Here is a 17,076-nt window from a genome sequence, read left to right as displayed (position 1 = left end):
TGATACCGGAAGCCACTGACCATGCCCATCATCATCCTGCTGTTCGGCTGGATCGCGCTCGAAGCCTGGCTGATCAGCCGGCTGACCGAGTGGATCGGCGGTGGCTGGGTGCTGGCCTGGTTGCTGGCGGCGGCGATCGGCGGCGTGACCATGATCCAGCGCCAGGGCATCCGTACGATCCGCGAACTGCAGATGGCGACCGCGCGCGGCGAGTTGCCGGCACCGATCCTGCTCGAAGGCCTGGTGGTGCTGATGTCGGGCCTGCTGCTGATCGTGCCCGGCGTGCTGTCCGACGGCGTCGCGCTGAGCCTGCTGCTGTTCGGGCTGCGCAAGCGCATGGCGCAGCGGCTGGGCGAAGGCCTGGCCAAGGCGCGCCCGGACCTGAAGCAGCCGGTCACGCTGGAAGGCGAATTTCGCCGCAAGAGCGGCAAAAGCGCCGGTGACCGCTCAGGCGTGACCAAATCTCGCTAGCTCACGCTCGTAGGCTTCGTCGCTGCTCGCTCTTTCGGTGTCGTCGATATCGTCGTAGTAAGGCTGGACGACGACGCGATCGCGGCCCTTGCGCTTGGCCTGATAGAGCAGCTCGTCGGCTTTTTTCAGCACCGCGACCGGGGTGATTCCGTCGCGCGGCTGCAGCCAGGTGAGGCCGATGCTGGCAGTGACAGGCACGGCCTTGCCGGTGGTCGGATCGACCAGCACCAGCGCGCGGATCGACTCCAGCAGGCGCTCGGCGAGCACGTGGACCAGGCGCTCGTCGATGTCGTACCACAGGATCGCGACCTCCTCGCCGCCGAAGCGCACGCGCAGGTCCAGCGGCCGCCGCGCGAAGTCCTGCCGGATCAATTTGCCGACGTCGTGCAGCACCACGTCGCCGAACAGATGGCCGTAGCTGTCGTTGACGATCTTGAAGTGGTCGATGTCCAGCAGCAGCACGGCGACGCGGCGACGATCGCGACGCGCCTGCGCCAGGCGGCTGTTGAACACGCGGTTGAACTCGGCGCGCGTCGACAGCCCGGTCAGCGGATCGGTGCGTGCCAGCGCGTCGGCGTAGCGCAGATTGACCCAGGCGACGCGCGACAGCATCTCGTGCACGTAAACCGCGAACGCCGCGATCAGCCCCATGAAGGACAGGCTGAACACGGTCAGCGCGCTGGCCTGGTTGACGCCGTTGAAATACAGCTCCATCGCCGACGCCAGGCCGAAGCTGAAGATCGCGCCAACGGCCATGCGGATCCAGCTGAATCCGCCGAAAACGACGGTCGACAGGATCAGCACGCTGATGATTTCGGGTGGCCAGTCGAGCAGACCGTGGAACGACAGGTAGCGCAGGAACAGCGCGCCCCAGGCGACGGCGATCACCGAGGTGGCCTGGAAGATCTGCGTCTGCCGGACATCGTGACGGCGGTAGGTGGCAAACGCGGTCACCAGCAGCAGCAGCGCCAGCGCACTGTCGCCGAGCATCAGCCACGGCCGCAGCCAGGCTTGCGGAGCGAACAGCTGGCTGCCGTACCAGGGCGCACCGCCGATGCACAACGCCTGAATCACGAACGTGACGACCCGGCCGAGTCGGTGACGGCGGCGCTGCGTGTCGCGAAAATCGGCCTCCAGCGACGGAGAAAAACGTTTGCCATACGCGCGCTGCTTGCGTATGTCCTCGAGCTGGCTCAGCTCGCTCATTTTGGATCCTTACATCCGATCCTGGATTCATGCCCCGCGTCCATTACGGGCTCAGACTAGGAACTTGCCTGCTCGATTTTTATACGACGGCCCAGAAGCGCCGGATGCAGCACGCCGATCAGCGGCGCGGCACCGCCACGCCACCGGAGCGGTCGCGCACCACTTTCAGCGCCACGCCCTGCAGCTTGCGCCGGGTGCTGCTGGCACCGGCGGTCTCCACCGCCTCCAGGCAACGCTCCAGGGTCATGCTGATCGCGGTCTGCGTGCGGATCATCTCGACCCGCGCCCAGGCCGCGCGCTCGCCTTCGAGCAGGAAGCGGCGCACGTTGTCGAGCGTCGGATTGCTCGTCACCTGGATGTAGCGCCACAGGCTGGCTTCCGGGTAGATATTGATGTTGCCGCGATAGTCCTGGTCGAGGATGCTGGTCGCGGCATCGAGCGGCCGGTGCAGGCGCTTGATCGGCAGATTGGCGCGCGCAAAGTTCAGCACGCTGGTGGTCTGCGAACGCACCGTGGAATAAGCATAGTCGCGCGCCGAATTGCGCAGGCCCCTGGTGCCCGGCTCGCGCTCGGACACGAACGGCAGCACGTGCGGATTGGTCTGGCTGACGATGAAGTGGTTGACGTTGTGCAGCCGGCGCAGGCGCAGCATCGGCAGATCGGATTTCAGCGAGCCGTCGTTCCAGCGCAGCAGCGGCATGTACGGTGTGCGGTTGCCGACTTCGTCGCTGCTCATCAGCATCACCGGCGGGAACAGCACCGGTACGGCGCAACTCGCCAGCACCGCTTCGCGCAGATACAGGTAAGGGAAGGTCAGGTAGTTCAGCAGCTTCGGCTGCTGGTTGCTGCCGGCCGGCGACACGGTGATGTTGATCGCGCGGCCGCTGAGCTTGTAGGCCTCCTCGAAAGTCAGATCGCGGATGTTCTTGGCGATCGCGCGGCGCAGCTGCGTCTGGTCCATCATCGAGCCGCGCTTGAGCATCTGCCGCAGCGGCAACACTCGCCAGAAGTGGTAGTAGGCGTTCTGCGGATCGAGCAGCTCTTCCAGATCGTCGGCGCGGCGGCTGCCGACGGTGGCCGCGACGATCGAGCCGGCGCTGGAACCCGACATCACTTCCGGCAGCACGCCTTCGCGATACAGCGCACGCACCACGCCGACATGAAACAGGCCGAGCGTCGCGCCGCCGGACAGCATCAGCGCCGAGCGGCCGTAGCTCAGCGCGACATCGTGAAAGAACTTGTGCTTGTCGGCCTGCGGAAATTCCGGCAGATCGGAGGCCGCCAGTTCTTCGAGCGCGTCGCAGACTTCGTGTACGTATTCGGCGATCAGCGTCTTGGTGCCGATGCGCGCGCAACGATACAGCGAGGGATTGCCGATGTTGCCGAGGTTCCAGTGCAGGCCCTGGCGCAGGTGGTGCACCAGCTTCAGCGTCTGCTTGTCTGCGCGGAAGTTGCGGATCTGGCGCAGCCGGCTGCGGATCAGGCGCCAGTCGTAGTGATCGGAGGCTTCGTCGGCTTTCCAGTCGTCGAGGCCGTCGAACTTGTCGAGTTCGCTCGCCGCCTCGCTCCAGGTTTTGTAATCCGAGGCGCGGTGCATTGCTTCATGCACGGCGCGTACATCGTGGTCCACGGTGCGTCCTCTTTATCAGTCGGCTGAATGGTTACCCATTTACCCAGGTGCCGCAATGATCGATTGGCTACTCGTCAGGCCGCTGCTACCGCCTGGGGCTGATTTCACTATTGACGCTTAAAGTCACGATGAACGGCAGCGATACCGGCATGACCGGTCGTCTGTAATAGTCTGCATCGCAGGCCGGGCTGCGACACTTCCGCAGTCCCCATCCAAGTTCTGTTGGACCATCACTACCGCCATGCAAGCCGTCATCAGAGACACGCTCCAATCACTGTCCGGCATCGTGCTCGGCAAGGACACGCAGCTGCGGCTGGCGCTGTCCTGCCTGCTGGCGCGCGGCCATCTGCTGGTCGAGGACATTCCCGGCGTCGGCAAGACCACACTCGCGCTGGCGCTGGCAAGAGTGCTCGGCCTGCAGTTCCAGCGGCTGCAGTTCACCAGCGATCTGCTGCCGGCGGACATCATCGGCGTGTCGATCTTCGACGCCTCCAGCACCTCGTTCCGCTTTCACGCCGGCCCGGTGTTCACGCAGCTGCTGCTCGCCGATGAAATCAATCGCGCCAGTCCGAAGACGCAGTCGGCGCTGCTGGAGGCGATGGAAGAACGCCAGGTCAGCGCCGAAGGTGAAACGCGCGCGCTGCCGCAGCCGTTCTTCGTCGTCGCCACGCAGAACCCGCATTCGCAGATCGGCGTGTTTCCGCTGCCGGAATCGCAGCTCGACCGGTTTCTGATGCGCATCTCGATGGGCTATCCCTCACCCGCCGCGGAACGCGCGCTGCTGATCGAGCCGGAACGTCGCGACCTGTTGCAGGATCTGGCGCCGACACTCGCGCCGGAGTCGCTGATCGAATTGCAGAACCAGGTGCGCCGCGTACACACCGCGCCGGCGCTGATCGATTACCTGCTGGCGCTGCTGCGCTACACGCGCGAGCATCCGGCGCTGCGCCACGGCCTGTCACCGCGTGCGGGACTGGCGCTGGCTCACGCGGCGCAAGCCTGGGCGCTGGTCGACGGGCGCCGCGCCACGCTGCCGGAAGACGTGCAGGCGGTGTTCGTCGCGGTCGCGGGGCATCGGCTGATCGCGGCGCCCGAGCGCGCCGGCAGCGCGCCGAACGCAGAAGAAGTGCTGCGTGCCGTCGCCATCCCGTAGCCCGGGTGCAACCCGGGTTTCACCCGGGCTACGCAGACGCTGGATCGGCTCGCGCATCGACGCCTGGATCCTGCGCCGCGTGAAGAAACAGCGCGTCGCCGTCGTGCCGCGCACGCGCATCTACATCCTGCCGACGCGCTTCGGTTACGGCTTCGCGTTGATGACGTTCGTGATGCTGCTGGGCGCGACCAACTACTCCAACAGCATGGCCTTCGCGCTGACGTTTCTGCTGGCCGCGCTGGGCCTGGTATGCATGCACCACACGCACGCCAACCTGGTCGATCTGCGCTTGCAAGGCGGCCACGTCGAGCCGGTTTATGCCGGCGAAACCCTGCAGTTCGAAGTGCTGATCGCCAATCCGTCGAAGCGTCGGCGCTACGACCTGCAGCTCGGCTGGCCGCGACGGCCGGCGAGCAGCAGCGGCGATGCCGATGCACAGTCGCAGATCGGCCTGAGGCTGGAAGCACCGGCGCTGCGACGCGGCTGGCAGGACTGCGGAATGCTCAATCTGTCCACCGAATTTCCACTCGGCCTTTTTCGCGCCTGGACCTGGATCGAGCTGGAGCTGCAGGGCCTGGTCTATCCGCTGCCGGTGGATGCGGGCATCAAGCCCGATCGCAGCGGCGGCACCGGCTTCGATGCCAGCGGCGGCGGTGACGGACAGGAAGAATTCGCCGGCCTGCGCGCGTATCGCGCCGGCGATTCGCTGCGCCTGGTGCACTGGAAGAGCCTGGGCAAGGCGCAGCCGCCGATGGTCAAGCAGTTCAGCGACAGCGCTTCGCCGGAACTGTGGCTGGACTTCGACGCGCTGCCGCAACTCGGGGTCGAAGCGCGGCTGTCGCAACTGGCGCGCTGGGTGCTCGACGCCGACGCTGAGTCTGTCGTTTTCGGTCTGCGTCTGCCCGGGGTCGAGATCGCACCGGCGACCGGCCGCAACCACGTGCATGCCTGCCTCGGCGCGATGGCGCTGTTCGGCTCGCCGACGGCGACGACGCGATGAGCAAGAGCCGGCGCAGCGCCCGCACCGTCGAACATCTGCCGCAGCGCAGCCTGCTGCGGCTGCTGGCGGTGATGCTGCTGGTGATCGCTCCGCATCTGTTTCGCCTGCCGCTCTGGGAGGCGACGCTGGTGCTGGCGATCGCGCTGTGGCGCGGCACCGCGGCGCTGCGTCACTGGCGCATGCCGCATCCGCTGATCAAGGTGGCGCTGACGCTGGGCGTGTTCGCCGCGGTGTTCGCCACTTATGGTCGTGTCTGGGGCCAGAACGCCGGCGTCGCGCTGCTGGTGGTGATGCTGTCGCTGAAACTGACCGAGCTGCGCGAGCGCCGCGACGTCATGGTCACGGTGTTCCTGCTGTATTTCCTGCTGGTCACGCACTTTCTGTACTCGCAGGAGCTGTGGACCGTCGCCTATTTGCTGATCTCGACGATCAGCATCACCGCGCTGCTGATCGACGTGCATCACGAGGGCGAATCGCGGCCCTTGAAAATGGCGCTGCGGCTGGCATCGACGCTGGTGCTGCAGTCGCTGCCGCTGATGCTGCTGATGTTCGTGCTGTTCCCGCGCCTGCCCGGCCCGCTGTGGACCTTGCCGGACGACGCCGGCAGTTCGCGCTCGGGCCTGAGCGACACGATGTCGCCCGGCGACATCAGCCAGCTGGCGCTGTCCGAGGACATCGCGTTCCGCGTGCGCTTCGTCGATGCGGCGCCGCCGGAAAGCCAGCGCTACTGGCGCGGCCCCTTGCTGACCGATTTCGACGGCATCACCTGGCGCGCCTCGCAACGGCTGGCGCGCGCGCCGCTGCCGGACGCGCAGCTCGACGGCACGCCGCTACGCTACGAAATCACGCTGGAGCCGACCCGTCAGAACTGGCTGTTCGCACTCGATCTGCCGGCGGCGACGCAGCTGCCCGAGCGCACGCGACTGACCGCGGAATATCAGCTGGTGTCGAACGAGCCGGTGCGCGAACTGCGCCGCTACGCGCTGGTGTCGCAGCCGCGTTACCGGCTGCAGACACGGCTCCCGGACAGCTTGCGCGACGCCACGCTGGCGCTGCCGCCGCGCGGCAATCCGCGTGCGTCGGCACTGGCCAGGCAATGGCGCGGCAACGCGCACAGCGACATGGACGTCGTCCGCGCCGCGCTGGCCCTGTTTCACCAGGCACCGTTTGCGTACACGCTGTCACCGCCCTCGCTCGGCAACCAGAACGGCGATCGCATCGACGCCTTCCTGTTCGGCACGCGCGCCGGTTACTGCGAGCACTACGCCGGCGCTTTCACCTACCTGATGCGCGCCGCCGGCATTCCGGCAAGAGTCGTCACCGGCTACGCCGGCGGCGACCGCAATCCGTTCGGCGACTGGTACGTGATCCGTCAGGCCAATGCGCACGCCTGGAGCGAGGTGTGGATCGCGGATCAGGGCTGGGTGCGCGTCGATCCGACCTCGGCGGTGTCGCCGGAGCGAGTCGATCGCAGCGTCAGCGAGTCGCGCAACTTCCGCGCCGGCAGCAGCGCCGCGTTGGGCGAACTCGACTGGTCGGCACTGCGCTACCGGCTGGAGTCGAGCTGGGACTGGATCGACGCGCGCTGGAACGGCTTGGTGCTCGGCTACGGTACCGACCAGCAGCGCGACTTCCTCAGCCGCATCGGCCTCGGCGACTGGCAATCGATGCTGCTGGCGCTGACCGGCACGGTGACGACGCTGCTGGCGGTGCTCGGCATCGCGCTGATGCGCCGCAACGCGCCGGCACCGCTGGACCCGGCACTGCAGCTATGGCAGCGCGGCCTGCGGCCGCTGCAGAAACTCGGCTTTCAGCAGCGGCCGGATGAAGGCGCGCGCGACTTCGTGCAGCGCGTGCTGATCACGCGGCCGGATCTGCGTGAGCCTTTGCAGCGCCTGCTCGCGGCGTATCTGCGTGTGCGTTACGAAGGCGATGCGGCTTCGATGAAGGCGTTGGAACACGCAGCGCGCTCACCGCTGTCGTAGGGCGGGTCGTGAAAGGGCGGTCCGCTCCCTCGATACGCCGGGCGAGCCCGGCTACTCGGGACGAACGGGTTTGGGTCGGGTAGTCGTTACGCGGCTTTCGGATCCGGCACGCGCGACAGCAGGATCATGCCGACGACGAAGAACAGCACCAGGATCAGGATCGACAGGCGCGCATCGCCGGTCAGCAGCTTGGTGACGCCGACCGCGATCGGCCCCAGCACCGCGGCGAACTTGCCGAGCATGTTGTAGAAACCGAAGAATTCGCCGGATTTTTCCGCCGGGATCAGTCTCGCGTAATAAGACCGCGACAGCGCCTGCACGCCGCCCTGCACCAGGCCGATCGCCGCCGCCATGATGTAGAACTGGGTGACGGTCTGCATCAGGTAGGCATAGGTGGTGACGCCGATGTAGACCGTCAGCGACAGGTATAACGCGCGCTTGGTGCCGATCTTGCCGGCGATGAAACCAAAGGCGATCGCCGCCGGAAAGCCGATGAACTGCACCATCAGCAACGCGGTGATCAGGCTGGACGAGGGGAAGCCCAGCGCGAGGCCGTAATCCACCGCCATCCGCACGATGGTGTCGACGCCGTCGATGTACAGCCAGTACGCGAACAGGAACATCCACACCGGTTTGAGCTTGCGCAGCTCGCGTATTGTCGCCGCCAGCTGGCCGAAGCCGGCGCGAAAATCCGCCAGCATGCTGGCGTGGCCGACGCGCTGCTCCGGCACCGCGCGAAACAGCGGGATCGAGAACAGCGCCCACCAGATCGCCACCAGCAGGAACGACAGCTGCGTCGCCGCCGCCGGCCCGGACAGTCCGAACAGCGCCGGCTTCAGCACCATGACGACGTTCAGCGCGAACAGCGCGCCGCCGCCGAGATAGCCCAGGCCGTAGCCGAGCGAGGACACGTGATCCATTTCCTCGTCGCGGGCGACGTTGACGATCAGCGAATCGTAAAAACTGGTGCCGGCCTGAAAGCCGATCGAGCCGAGCGTGAACAGCACCGTGGCGATCATCCACTCGCCCTGCCCGACCCAGTAGAACGCCGCCGTGCTGAGCACGCCCAGCGCGGTGAACACCGCGAGAAAACGCTTCTTCAGCCCGCCGCGATCGGCGACGCTGCCGAGCAGCGGCGCCAGGATCACCACCGCCAGGCTCGATGCCGAGCTGGCGACGCCGAGCCAGAAGGTGCGCGTGCCCGAGTCCAGCGTGCTGGCCCAGTACTGCTCGAAGAAAATCGGAAACAGGCCGGCGACGACCGTGGTCGCGAACGCGCTGTTGCCCCAGTCGTACATTGCCCAGGCGTATTGACGGCGTCGTTCTGGCGTCACGCGGAGTCTCCGGCGCGATGGCCGCGATCGGTATGCGGTGAATGATTGATGTCGCCGATGTCGCGCGCCAGCACCAGCGCGTCTTCGGTGCCCTTGTCGGCGGCGCGGTAATAGTGCTTGCGGCGCCCGACCAGGTCGAAACCATAGGCCGCGTAGAGCTTCAGCGCGCCGCTGTTCGACGGCCGCACTTCGAGGAACATGCGCTCCATCTGCGCGGCGCGCGCAATCAGCAGCAGATGCTCGATCAGCTGGCGGCCGAGGCCTTCGCGACGCCGTGACGGTGACACGCAGATATTCAGGATCTGCGCCTCGCCGACCGCCATGCTCATCAGCGCGTAGCCCTGCACGACATCGCCGTCGAGCAGCACCCAGCTCGAATAGCCGGCGTGCAGCGAATCGCGGAAATTGGCCTCGGTCCACGGGAATTCGTAGGCGCGGCGCTCGATCGCCAGTACCGCCGGCAGGTGCCCGGTGCCCATCGGCAGCAACCGCAGCGGCGGGCTCATCCGCCGCTCATCCGTCGGTGTTCGACAGCAGCTGGTGAATGCGCTTCAGGTCCTGCCAGCTCTTGGCTTTTTCACGCGGGCTGCGCAGCAGGTAAGCCGGGTGATAAGTGATGAACACCGGCGTCTTCGTCGGCCCGTATTCGTGCAGCGGGCCGCGCAGCTTCGACAGCGGCTCGCTGGTCTGCAGCAGGCGTTGCGCCGCGACGCGACCCAGGCCGACGATCAGCTTGGGCTTGATCAGCTCGATCTGGCGATCCAGGTACGGACGGCAGGCTTCGACCTCGTCGGCTTCCGGGTCGCGATTGCCCGGCGGCCGGCACTTCACCACGTTGGCGATGTAGGTGTTGTCGGCGCGCGAGCGGCCGATGGCTTTCAGCATCTGGTCGAGCAGCTGGCCGGCGCGGCCGACGAAGGGCTCGCCCCGGCGGTCCTCGTCGGCACCCGGGCCTTCGCCGACGACCATCAGCGGCGCGTTCTCGACGCCGACGCCGAACACCGTCTGCGTGCGCGTCGCGCAGAGCTTGCAGCGCGGGCAGTCACGCACCATCTCGCGCAGGCCGGCCCAGTCTTTGGGCACGTCGACGGCCGGCGTCGACGCGATCACCGGGCTGGCGACCGGCTGTGGCGGCGGGACGGCCTTGGGACGACTGAAGTCGCGCGGCGCCGGCTCGACTGCGCGATCGGCGACGCGCGGCGGCGCAGCGCGCGGCGCTTCAATGACCTCGACCGACACCGGCTCCGCGACCTCGTCGGCCAGCGAACGCCGCACGAAGGTCTCGATGCCCAGGGCTTTCAGGTACTGGCGGCGACGTGCGGGGTCCATCTGCGGATTGTATCGCCGTCGCCGCCACTACCGCCTGTAGGAGCGGGCTTGCCCGCGACTGTGCCCTGCAAAGGGGCGAGTCGCGGGCAAGCCCGCTCCTACAGGATCACGCGACCGCCTTGATCTTCGCGCGCTGCGACAGCACGCGATTGACGCCGGACAGGATCGCCTTCAGCGAGGCAGTGACGATGTTCGCATCGCGAGCGACGCCGAACACGGTCTTCTGACCGGACAGCGGCTCACCGATTTTCAGCTCGATGTAGGTCACCGCGGCCGCATCGGCGCCGGCGCCGATCGCGTGCTCGGCGTAATCGACGATGCCGATCGGCTGGCCGATGATCTGCGCAAGGCCGGCAACGAAAGCGTCGATCGGGCCGTTGCCCTTGCCCTGCAGCTTGCTGCGGCGGCCATCGATGCTGATCTCGGTGGAGAGGTCCACCTGGTTGCGCGACGAGTCCTCGACCAGGTGATGCGCGACATAGCCGTAGGGCTGCTGCGCCTGCAAATAAGCCTTGTCGAAGATCGCCCAGATGTCGGCGGCGCTGACTTCCTTGCCGGATTCGTCCATCGCCTCCTGCACGATCTGGCTGAACTCGATCTGCAGGCGGCGCGGCAGCTTCAGCCCGTACTCCTGCTCGAGCAGATAGGTGATGCCGCCCTTGCCGCTCTGCGAATTGACGCGAATCACCGCCTCGTAGCTGCGGCCCAGATCCTTGGGGTCGATCGGCAGGTACGGCATGTCCCAGATGTCGCCGTCCTTGCGCGCGGCGAAGGCCTTCTTGATCGCGTCCTGGTGGCTGCCCGAGAACGAGGTGTAGACCAGGTCGCCGACATAGGGATGGCGCGGATGCACCGGCAGCTGGTTGCAGTACTCGACGGTCTCGCGCACCGCGTCGATGTCGGAGAAATCCAGGCCGGGATCGACGCCCTGCGAATACAGGTTCAGCGCCAGGTTGACGATGTCGACGTTGCCGGTGCGCTCGCCGTTGCCGAACAGGCAGCCTTCGACGCGATCGATGCCGGCCATCATCGCCAGCTCGGCGGTGGCGATGCCGGTACCGCGGTCGTTGTGCGGATGCGCCGACAGCACGATGCCGTCGCGGCGCTGCAGGTTGCGATGCATCCACTCGATCATGTCGGCGTAGATGTTCGGCGTGGAATGCTCGATCGTCGTCGGCAGGTTGATGATGCAGCGGTTCGTCGGTGACGACCGCCAGATGTCGGTGACCGCATCGACGCAGGCCTTGGAGAATTCCAGCTCGGCGTCGGAGAACATCTCCGGCGAATACTGGAAGGTCCATTTCGTCTCCGGCTGCGCCGCCGCCAGCTCTTTCACCAGGATCGCGTGCGGCACCGTCAGCTCGGCGATCACCTGCTCCTTGCTCAGGTTGAACACGACGTTGCGCATCACCGGCGCGACCGCGTGGTAGTAATGCAGGATCACGTTCCTGGCGCCCTTCATCGCCTCGAACGTGCGGCGGATCAGCGCCTCGCGCGCCGGCGTCAGCACCTGGATCGTGACGTCGTCCGGAATATGGCCGCCCTCGATCAGCTGGCGCATGAAGTCGAACTCGATCTGCGAGGCCGACGGGAAGCCAATCTCGATCTCCTTGAAGCCCAGCTTCACCAGCATCTTGAACATGCGCAGCTTGCGCTCGGCGTTCATCGGCTCGATCAGCGCCTGGTTGCCGTCGCGAAGATCGACGCTGCACCAGATCGGCGGGCGCGTCACGACGACGTCGGGCCAGGTGCGGTCGCGCAGACCGATCGGCGGGAAGCTGCGATATTTCGTGGCAGGGTTTTTCAGCATGGCCATGGCGTGTATTCCGGTGAGGCTCGGGCTAAGCGCCCGATCGGGCAGCCGCAAGGAGACAGCATCGTGCCTGCGGCGGCCGGTGGTTTTGAGTTTCGAGGTTTTGCACGGTTTATTGGCCCCGTGCGGCCGTATGCGTTCTGGTCTGCCTTACGGCAGAAGCAGAAGCGAAAGACGAAGCGCAAGCGCCAGCTGCGGCTGGGAGCCGAGCTTGGAGGCAACAGGGTTGCGGGCGCTGATCATGACTGGGAGTTTAAGAGATTTTGGGTCGCGCGCAAAGCTTTAGGGCTTTCCGTCCACACCATTGGTCTCTCCGTTCCTCCCGAGTAGCGGGCTTGCCCGCGTATCGAGGGATCGGACCGCGCTTCGATGCGGTCCCTCGATACACCCGCTACGCGGGCACTCGGGACGAACGGGCTTAGCTTATGCCGCTGACGCCGGCTTCTTGCGCGTGCGCCGCCACACCACCGCCGCCGGCCCCGACAACGCATACGCCAGGAACGCCAGGAACAGCACGCGCGGCGGGTCGATCGCGACCAGCGCGAGCACGCCGACGACGCCGGCAAACGTGGCGAAGCGCACGCTGCCGTGCAGGTTGAGCTTCTTGAAGCTGTTGTAGCGGATGCTCGACACCATCGACAGCGCGGTCAGCAGCGTCAGCGGCGCGGCGATGGCCAGGACGTCGTGGCCGTCGAAAGGCACGCGGCCGGTGATCCAGGCGAACAGCGAGCGGCTGTCGTCGGTGCAGCTCCAGACGAAGAACGTCACCACCGCGGCCGCCGAGGGGCTGGGCACGCCGAAGAAATCCTTGTTGCTGCTGGCGATCGCCGCGAGCACGTTGAAGCGCGCCAGTCGCATCGCCGCGCAGGCCGCGTAGGCGAACGAAATCACCCAGCCGAGCTTGCCGCCGAGCCAGGGGTAATCCGCCAGGTATTGCAGGCTGTAGGCGTAGACCAGGATCGCCGGCGCGACGCCGAACGCGACCATGTCGCACAGCGAGTCGTATTCCTTGCCGAAGTCGCTGGCGGTACCGGTCATGCGCGCGATGCGGCCGTCGAGACCGTCGGCGACCATCGCCACCAGGATGCCGATGCAGGCCGCCTCGAAGCGCCCGTCGGTGGCCATCAGGATCGCGTAGAAGCCGCCGAACAAGGTCATCGTCGTGAACAAATTGGGCAGGATGTAGATGCCCTTGCGGCGCTTGCGCGGTACGACGGTTTCCGGGTTCTCGCTCATGCTCGCGCCTCGTGCAACAGGATGGTCATCGGATCATCTTAGCCGTGGCCGGCTGAATGCCGCCACGATCGCCACAAACGAAAAACCCCTCTCCCACCGGGAGAGGGGCTGGGGTGAGGGCGTTGATATCGCAACCGACGTTGCGACGTCACCGCCCTCACCCGGCGCTTTGCGCCACCCTCTCCCGATGGGAGAGGGCAAAGACAAGCCTAGTTCTTGGTCTTGTCGACCAGCTTGTTCTTGCCGATCCAGGGCATCATCGCGCGCAGCTGGCCGCCGACGACTTCGATCGGGTGCGCGGCGTTGAGGCGGCGCATCGCGGTCATTTCCGGGTAGCCGAGCTTGCCTTCGGAAACGAAGGCCTTGGCGTACTTGCCGGTCTGGATGTCGAGCAGGCACTGCTTCATGGCCTTGCGCGATTCGGCGTTGATGACCTTGGGGCCGGTCACATACTCGCCGTATTCGGCATTGTTCGAGATCGAGTAGTTCATCGTCGCAATGCCGCCTTCGTACATCAGGTCGACGATCAGCTTGAGCTCGTGCAGGCACTCGAAGTAGGCCATTTCCGGCTCGTAACCGGCCTCGACCAGGGTTTCGAAGCCGGCCTTGACCAGCTCCACGGCGCCGCCGCACAGCACGGCCTGCTCACCGAACAGGTCGGTTTCGCACTCGTTCTTGAAGGACGTCTCGATGATGCCCGAGCGGCCGCCGCCGATGGCCGACGCGTACGACAGCGCAACCTGCTTGGCGTTGCCGCTGGTGTCCTGGTAGACGGCGATCAGGTCGGGGATGCCGCCGCCCTTGGTGTACTCGTTGCGAACCGTGTGGCCCGGCGCTTTCGGCGCGATCATGATCACGTCGAGGTCGGCGCGCGGCACCACCTGGTTGTAGTGGATCGCAAAGCCGTGGGCAAAGGCCAGCGTCGCGCCCTTCTTGATGTTCGGCTCGATTTCGTTCTTGTACAGCTCGGACTGGAACTCGTCCGGCGTCAGAATCATGATCAGATCGGCCCAGGCGCAGGCGTCGGTGACGCTCTTGACCTTCAGGCCGCCGGCCTCGACCTTGGCGGCGGTGGCCGAACCCGGGCGCAGCGCCACGACGACATCGACACCGCTGTCCTTCAGGTTCAGCGCATGGGCGTGGCCTTGCGAGCCGTAACCGACGATGGCGACCTTCTTGTTCTGGATGATCGACAGGTCGGCGTCTTTGTCGTAGTAAACCTTGATGGTCATGTCTTCGCTTCGCTCTTTGATGTGTGACGCGAGGCCGCAGCCCCGTCCTTGAAAATCAGCTCGGTGTCAGTTCGGCAGCGCCAGTACCTGATGCCCGCGCGCCATCGCGGCGACGCCGCTGCGCACCAGCTCGAGAATCCTGGCGATGCCGGCGATCTCGCCGATGAAGGCGTCGATCTCGGCGCCGGTGCCGGACAGCTGCAGCATGCGCGTGTTTTCGGTTTCGTCGAGGATCTGGCCGCGATGGCGGCGCACGCATTCGACGACCTCGCGCGCGGCGCCGTTGCCGACCTCGACCTTGAGCATCAGCAGCTCGCACTCCAGGTGATCCAGGCTCGACAGGTTGACGATTTCGACCACGTCGACCAGCTTGCGGGTCTGCTGGATGATCTGGTGGATCACCTGGTCCGAGCCGGCGGTGACCAGCGACAGACGCGACACGGTCGGGTCATGGGTGGCGGCCACCGACAGCGAGTCGATGTTGTAGCCGCGCGACGAGAACATGCCGGCGACGCGCGCGAGCGCACCGGCCTCGTTCTGGAGCAGGATCGAAATGATATGGCGCATAAGGGGCGCGAAGAATAATGGCGGGTACCCCCCGACGCAACCGCTAGCGCATCGCCGGCCCTGTCGGCATGAGGGAATCCCCCCTATAATTCGCCCCCATTTTCCGTAACCGGGGCCGTCACAGCCCCCCGCCGCCCGCCATGAACGCCGCGCATCCCGTGTCACGCCATCCCCTGTCCGGTACCAAGCTGTCGGGCGCGGACATCGTCGTACAGGTGCTGGCCGACGAGGGCGTGGACGTGATTTTCGGCTATTCCGGCGGCGCGATCCTGCCGACCTACGACGCGGTGTTCCGCTACAACCAGACGCATCGCCCGGCCGACGGTATCGACCCCATGCCGCTGATCGTGCCGGCCAACGAGCAGGCCGCCGGCTTCATGGCCGCCGGCTATGCGCGCGCCTCGGGCAAGGTCGGCGTCGCGCTGGTCACCTCCGGCCCCGGCGCGACCAATACCGTGACGCCGGTGCGCGACTGCATGGCGGATTCGGTGCCGATCGTCGTCATCTGCGGCCAGGTGCCGACCGCGGCGATCGGTTCGGACGGCTTCCAGGAGGCGCCGATCGCCTCGATCATGGGCTCCTGCGCCAAGCACGTGTTCCTGGTCACCGATCCGGCCAAACTCGAGGCCACGCTGCGCACCGCGTTCGAGATCGCGCGCAGCGGCCGCCCGGGCCCGGTGGTGGTCGACATCCCCAAGGACGTGCAGAACTGGAGCGGCACCTTCACCGGTGAGGGCACGCTGCCGCTGCCGGGCTTCCGCGCGCGCCTGCGCGAGGTCTACGGCAACCAGCTCAAAGCGGCCGAGGCGCAGCGCTTCTGCGCGCTGCTGGCCGCGTCGAAAAAGCCGCTGATCTACGCCGGCGGCGGCGTCATCAACGGTGAAGCCTCGGCGGCGCTGCGCGCCTTCGCCGGCGAGTTCGGCATTCCGGTGACGACGACCCTGATGGGCATCGGCGCGGTCGACACGCGCGCCGAGCTGTCGCTGCAGATGCTCGGCATGCACGGCACCGCGTTCGCCAACTACGCCACCGACGACTGCGACTTTCTGATCGCGATCGGCGCGCGCTTCGACGACCGTGTCGCCGGCGTGCCGGGCAAGTTCGCGCCGAACGCGAAAGCGATCGCGCATCTGGACGTGGACGCTAGCGAAATCGGCAAGGTCAAGCGTGTCGACTGGCATCACGTCGGCGAGCTGAACCAAGCCTTGTCGACGCTGCAGCTGGCCGCGAAAAGCGCCGGAATTCAGCGCGAAAACGCCGCCTGGACGCCGTGGCGCGCGCACATCGCCGATCTGAAAAAGACCTACGCGATGAACTACGAGCGCGACACCGGCGTGATCCAGCCACATGCGGTGATCGAGGAGATCAACAAGATCACGCAGGGTACCGCAGTGGTCGCGACCGGCGTCGGCCAGCACCAGATGTGGGCCGCGCAGTATTTCGACTTCGCCGAGCCGCGGCTGTGGTTGACCTCCGGCTCGATGGGCACGATGGGCTTCGGCCTGCCCGCCGCGATCGGCGCCGCGTTCGCGCGCAAGGATCGCGTGGTCATCGACATCGACGGCGACGCCAGCATCCGCATGAACTTCGGCGAGCTGGAAACCGTGACCACGTACAACCTGCCGGTCAAGGTCGTGGTGCTGAACAACTTCGGCGACGGCATGGTCAAGCAGTGGCAGCGGCTGTTCTTCGAAAGCCGCTACGCCGGCTCCGACAAGGGCCTGCACCGCAAGGACTTCATCAAGGCCGCCGAAGCCGACGGCTTCGCCTTCGCGCGCCGCGTCAAGCTCAAGTCCGAGCTGGCGGAAGCGGTGAAAGCCTTCATCGAGTTCGACGGCCCGGCGTTCCTGGAAGTCGAAATCGACCAGATGGCCAGCGTCTACCCGATGGTCGGCCCCGGCATGAGCTACGCGCAGATGATCACCGGTGACTGGATCCCGTCGCGCAGCGCGCCGGCCGCCGGCGCCAAGACCGACAAGGCCGATCTGTTTTAAGCACGCAGGCTGCAAGGGCTGTAGGAGCGGCCTCGCCCGCGACCGAGGCCCGAACCGTGCCGTCGCCGGCACGGTCGCCCCTTCATTCGGAGGGTATGTCGCCGCCCCGCTCTCGCTAGAATGGCT

13 protein-coding genes and 1 pseudogene are annotated in these 17,076 nt (G+C 66.4%); 5 read left to right on the top strand and 9 right to left on the bottom strand.

What is annotated here, in order from left to right; translation table 11 throughout:
- Positions 1 to 21 precede the first annotated feature (21 nt).
- Positions 22 to 471, top strand: a complete 450-nt coding sequence (locus tag ACQZF9_RS07570; RefSeq protein ID WP_428312633.1) for an FxsA family protein — start codon at positions 22 to 24, stop codon at positions 469 to 471.
- Here ACQZF9_RS07570 and ACQZF9_RS07565 read toward each other — a convergent pair.
- Together ACQZF9_RS07565 and ACQZF9_RS07560 are read right to left on the bottom strand one after the other, a co-directional pair.
- Complete coding sequence (locus ACQZF9_RS07565; protein ID WP_428312632.1) at positions 448 to 1,677, bottom strand: diguanylate cyclase; 1,230 nt, start codon at positions 1,675 to 1,677, stop codon at positions 448 to 450. The genes ACQZF9_RS07570 and ACQZF9_RS07565 overlap by 24 nt on opposite strands.
- Positions 1,678 to 1,795: 118 nt before the next feature.
- Positions 1,796 to 3,307, bottom strand: a complete 1,512-nt coding sequence (locus ACQZF9_RS07560; protein ID WP_428312631.1) for a DUF3336 domain-containing protein — start codon at positions 3,305 to 3,307, stop codon at positions 1,796 to 1,798.
- 241 nt (positions 3,308 to 3,548) lie between these two features.
- On the opposite strand from ACQZF9_RS07560, the gene ACQZF9_RS07555 reads away from it, so the two are divergent.
- From ACQZF9_RS07555 to ACQZF9_RS07545, 3 genes are read left to right on the top strand one after another with little or no spacing between them, the layout of a single operon-like run.
- Positions 3,549 to 4,460 (top strand): AAA family ATPase, encoded by a 912-nt coding sequence (locus ACQZF9_RS07555; RefSeq protein ID WP_428312630.1) that lies wholly within the window; start codon positions 3,549 to 3,551, stop codon positions 4,458 to 4,460.
- On the top strand, positions 4,441 to 5,460 hold the full coding sequence (locus ACQZF9_RS07550; RefSeq protein ID WP_428312629.1) for a DUF58 domain-containing protein: 1,020 nt from the start codon (positions 4,441 to 4,443) through the stop codon (positions 5,458 to 5,460). The genes ACQZF9_RS07555 and ACQZF9_RS07550 overlap by 20 nt, the downstream gene beginning before the upstream one ends.
- The gene (locus ACQZF9_RS07545) at positions 5,457 to 7,445 is read left to right on the top strand and encodes a transglutaminase TgpA family protein (protein ID WP_428312628.1); all 1,989 of its coding nucleotides are present in this window, start codon (positions 5,457 to 5,459) and stop codon (positions 7,443 to 7,445) included. Before ACQZF9_RS07550 ends, ACQZF9_RS07545 begins: the two co-directional genes overlap by 4 nt.
- A gap of 86 nt (positions 7,446 to 7,531) precedes the next feature.
- Here the strand turns inward: ACQZF9_RS07545 and ACQZF9_RS07540 are convergent.
- From ACQZF9_RS07540 to ilvN, 7 genes and pseudogenes are all read right to left on the bottom strand, one after another.
- Positions 7,532 to 8,830: pseudogene (locus tag ACQZF9_RS07540) on the bottom strand (MFS transporter); the annotation flags it as partial.
- Positions 8,776 to 9,285: a ribosomal protein S18-alanine N-acetyltransferase gene (rimI, locus tag ACQZF9_RS07535; RefSeq protein ID WP_428312627.1), complete on the bottom strand. Its 510-nt coding sequence runs from the start codon at positions 9,283 to 9,285 to the stop codon at positions 8,776 to 8,778. The pseudogene ACQZF9_RS07540 and the gene rimI, both read right to left, overlap by 55 nt.
- Positions 9,286 to 9,292: 7 nt before the next feature.
- On the bottom strand, positions 9,293 to 10,108 hold the full coding sequence (locus ACQZF9_RS07530; RefSeq protein WP_428312626.1) for a uracil-DNA glycosylase family protein: 816 nt from the start codon (positions 10,106 to 10,108) through the stop codon (positions 9,293 to 9,295).
- Between the two features lie 106 nt (positions 10,109 to 10,214).
- Positions 10,215 to 11,918 carry a 2-isopropylmalate synthase gene (leuA, locus tag ACQZF9_RS07525; RefSeq protein WP_428313388.1) on the bottom strand — a complete coding sequence of 568 codons (1,704 nt, stop codon included), beginning with the start codon at positions 11,916 to 11,918 and terminating at the stop codon, positions 10,215 to 10,217.
- A gap of 426 nt (positions 11,919 to 12,344) precedes the next feature.
- Positions 12,345 to 13,157, bottom strand: coding sequence for a CDP-diacylglycerol--serine O-phosphatidyltransferase (gene pssA / locus ACQZF9_RS07520; protein ID WP_428312625.1), 813 nt, complete (start codon positions 13,155 to 13,157; stop codon positions 12,345 to 12,347).
- A gap of 209 nt (positions 13,158 to 13,366) precedes the next feature.
- The gene (ilvC, locus tag ACQZF9_RS07515; protein WP_428313387.1) at positions 13,367 to 14,383 is read right to left on the bottom strand and encodes a ketol-acid reductoisomerase; all 1,017 of its coding nucleotides are present in this window, start codon (positions 14,381 to 14,383) and stop codon (positions 13,367 to 13,369) included.
- Positions 14,384 to 14,455: 72 nt separating this feature from the next.
- The gene (gene ilvN / locus ACQZF9_RS07510) at positions 14,456 to 14,956 is read right to left on the bottom strand and encodes an acetolactate synthase small subunit (protein ID WP_428312624.1); all 501 of its coding nucleotides are present in this window, start codon (positions 14,954 to 14,956) and stop codon (positions 14,456 to 14,458) included.
- A 140-nt stretch (positions 14,957 to 15,096) separates the two neighbouring features.
- On the opposite strand from ilvN, the gene ilvB reads away from it, so the two are divergent.
- Positions 15,097 to 16,950 (top strand): biosynthetic-type acetolactate synthase large subunit, encoded by a 1,854-nt coding sequence (gene ilvB / locus ACQZF9_RS07505; protein WP_428312623.1) that lies wholly within the window; start codon positions 15,097 to 15,099, stop codon positions 16,948 to 16,950.
- Positions 16,951 to 17,076: the final 126 nt, after the last annotated feature.

Source organism: Hydrocarboniphaga sp., from assembly GCF_965279055.1.
GTDB lineage: Bacteria > Pseudomonadota > Gammaproteobacteria > Nevskiales > Nevskiaceae > Hydrocarboniphaga.
Note: the sequence above shows the minus strand (reverse complement) of the source record. Positions and strands in the feature narration are given on the sequence as shown.

What these genes read in the sequence shown, in the direction of transcription:
- ACQZF9_RS07570 (WP_428312633.1), top strand. Translation starts at nt 22, where the DNA reads ATGCCCATCATCATCCTGCTGTTCGGCTGGATCGCGCTCGAAGCCTGG.
- ACQZF9_RS07565 (WP_428312632.1), bottom strand. Translation starts at nt 1,677, where the DNA reads ATGAGCGAGCTGAGCCAGCTCGAGGACATACGCAAGCAGCGCGCGTAT.
- ACQZF9_RS07555 (WP_428312630.1), top strand. Translation starts at nt 3,549, where the DNA reads ATGCAAGCCGTCATCAGAGACACGCTCCAATCACTGTCCGGCATCGTG.
- ACQZF9_RS07545 (WP_428312628.1), top strand. Translation starts at nt 5,457, where the DNA reads ATGAGCAAGAGCCGGCGCAGCGCCCGCACCGTCGAACATCTGCCGCAG.
- rimI (WP_428312627.1), bottom strand. Translation starts at nt 9,285, where the DNA reads ATGAGCCCGCCGCTGCGGTTGCTGCCGATGGGCACCGGGCACCTGCCG.
- ACQZF9_RS07530 (WP_428312626.1), bottom strand. Translation starts at nt 10,108, where the DNA reads ATGGACCCCGCACGTCGCCGCCAGTACCTGAAAGCCCTGGGCATCGAG.
- leuA (WP_428313388.1), bottom strand. Translation starts at nt 11,918, where the DNA reads ATGCTGAAAAACCCTGCCACGAAATATCGCAGCTTCCCGCCGATCGGT.
- pssA (WP_428312625.1), bottom strand. Translation starts at nt 13,157, where the DNA reads ATGAGCGAGAACCCGGAAACCGTCGTACCGCGCAAGCGCCGCAAGGGC.
- ilvN (WP_428312624.1), bottom strand. Translation starts at nt 14,956, where the DNA reads ATGCGCCATATCATTTCGATCCTGCTCCAGAACGAGGCCGGTGCGCTC.
- ilvB (WP_428312623.1), top strand. Translation starts at nt 15,097, where the DNA reads ATGAACGCCGCGCATCCCGTGTCACGCCATCCCCTGTCCGGTACCAAG.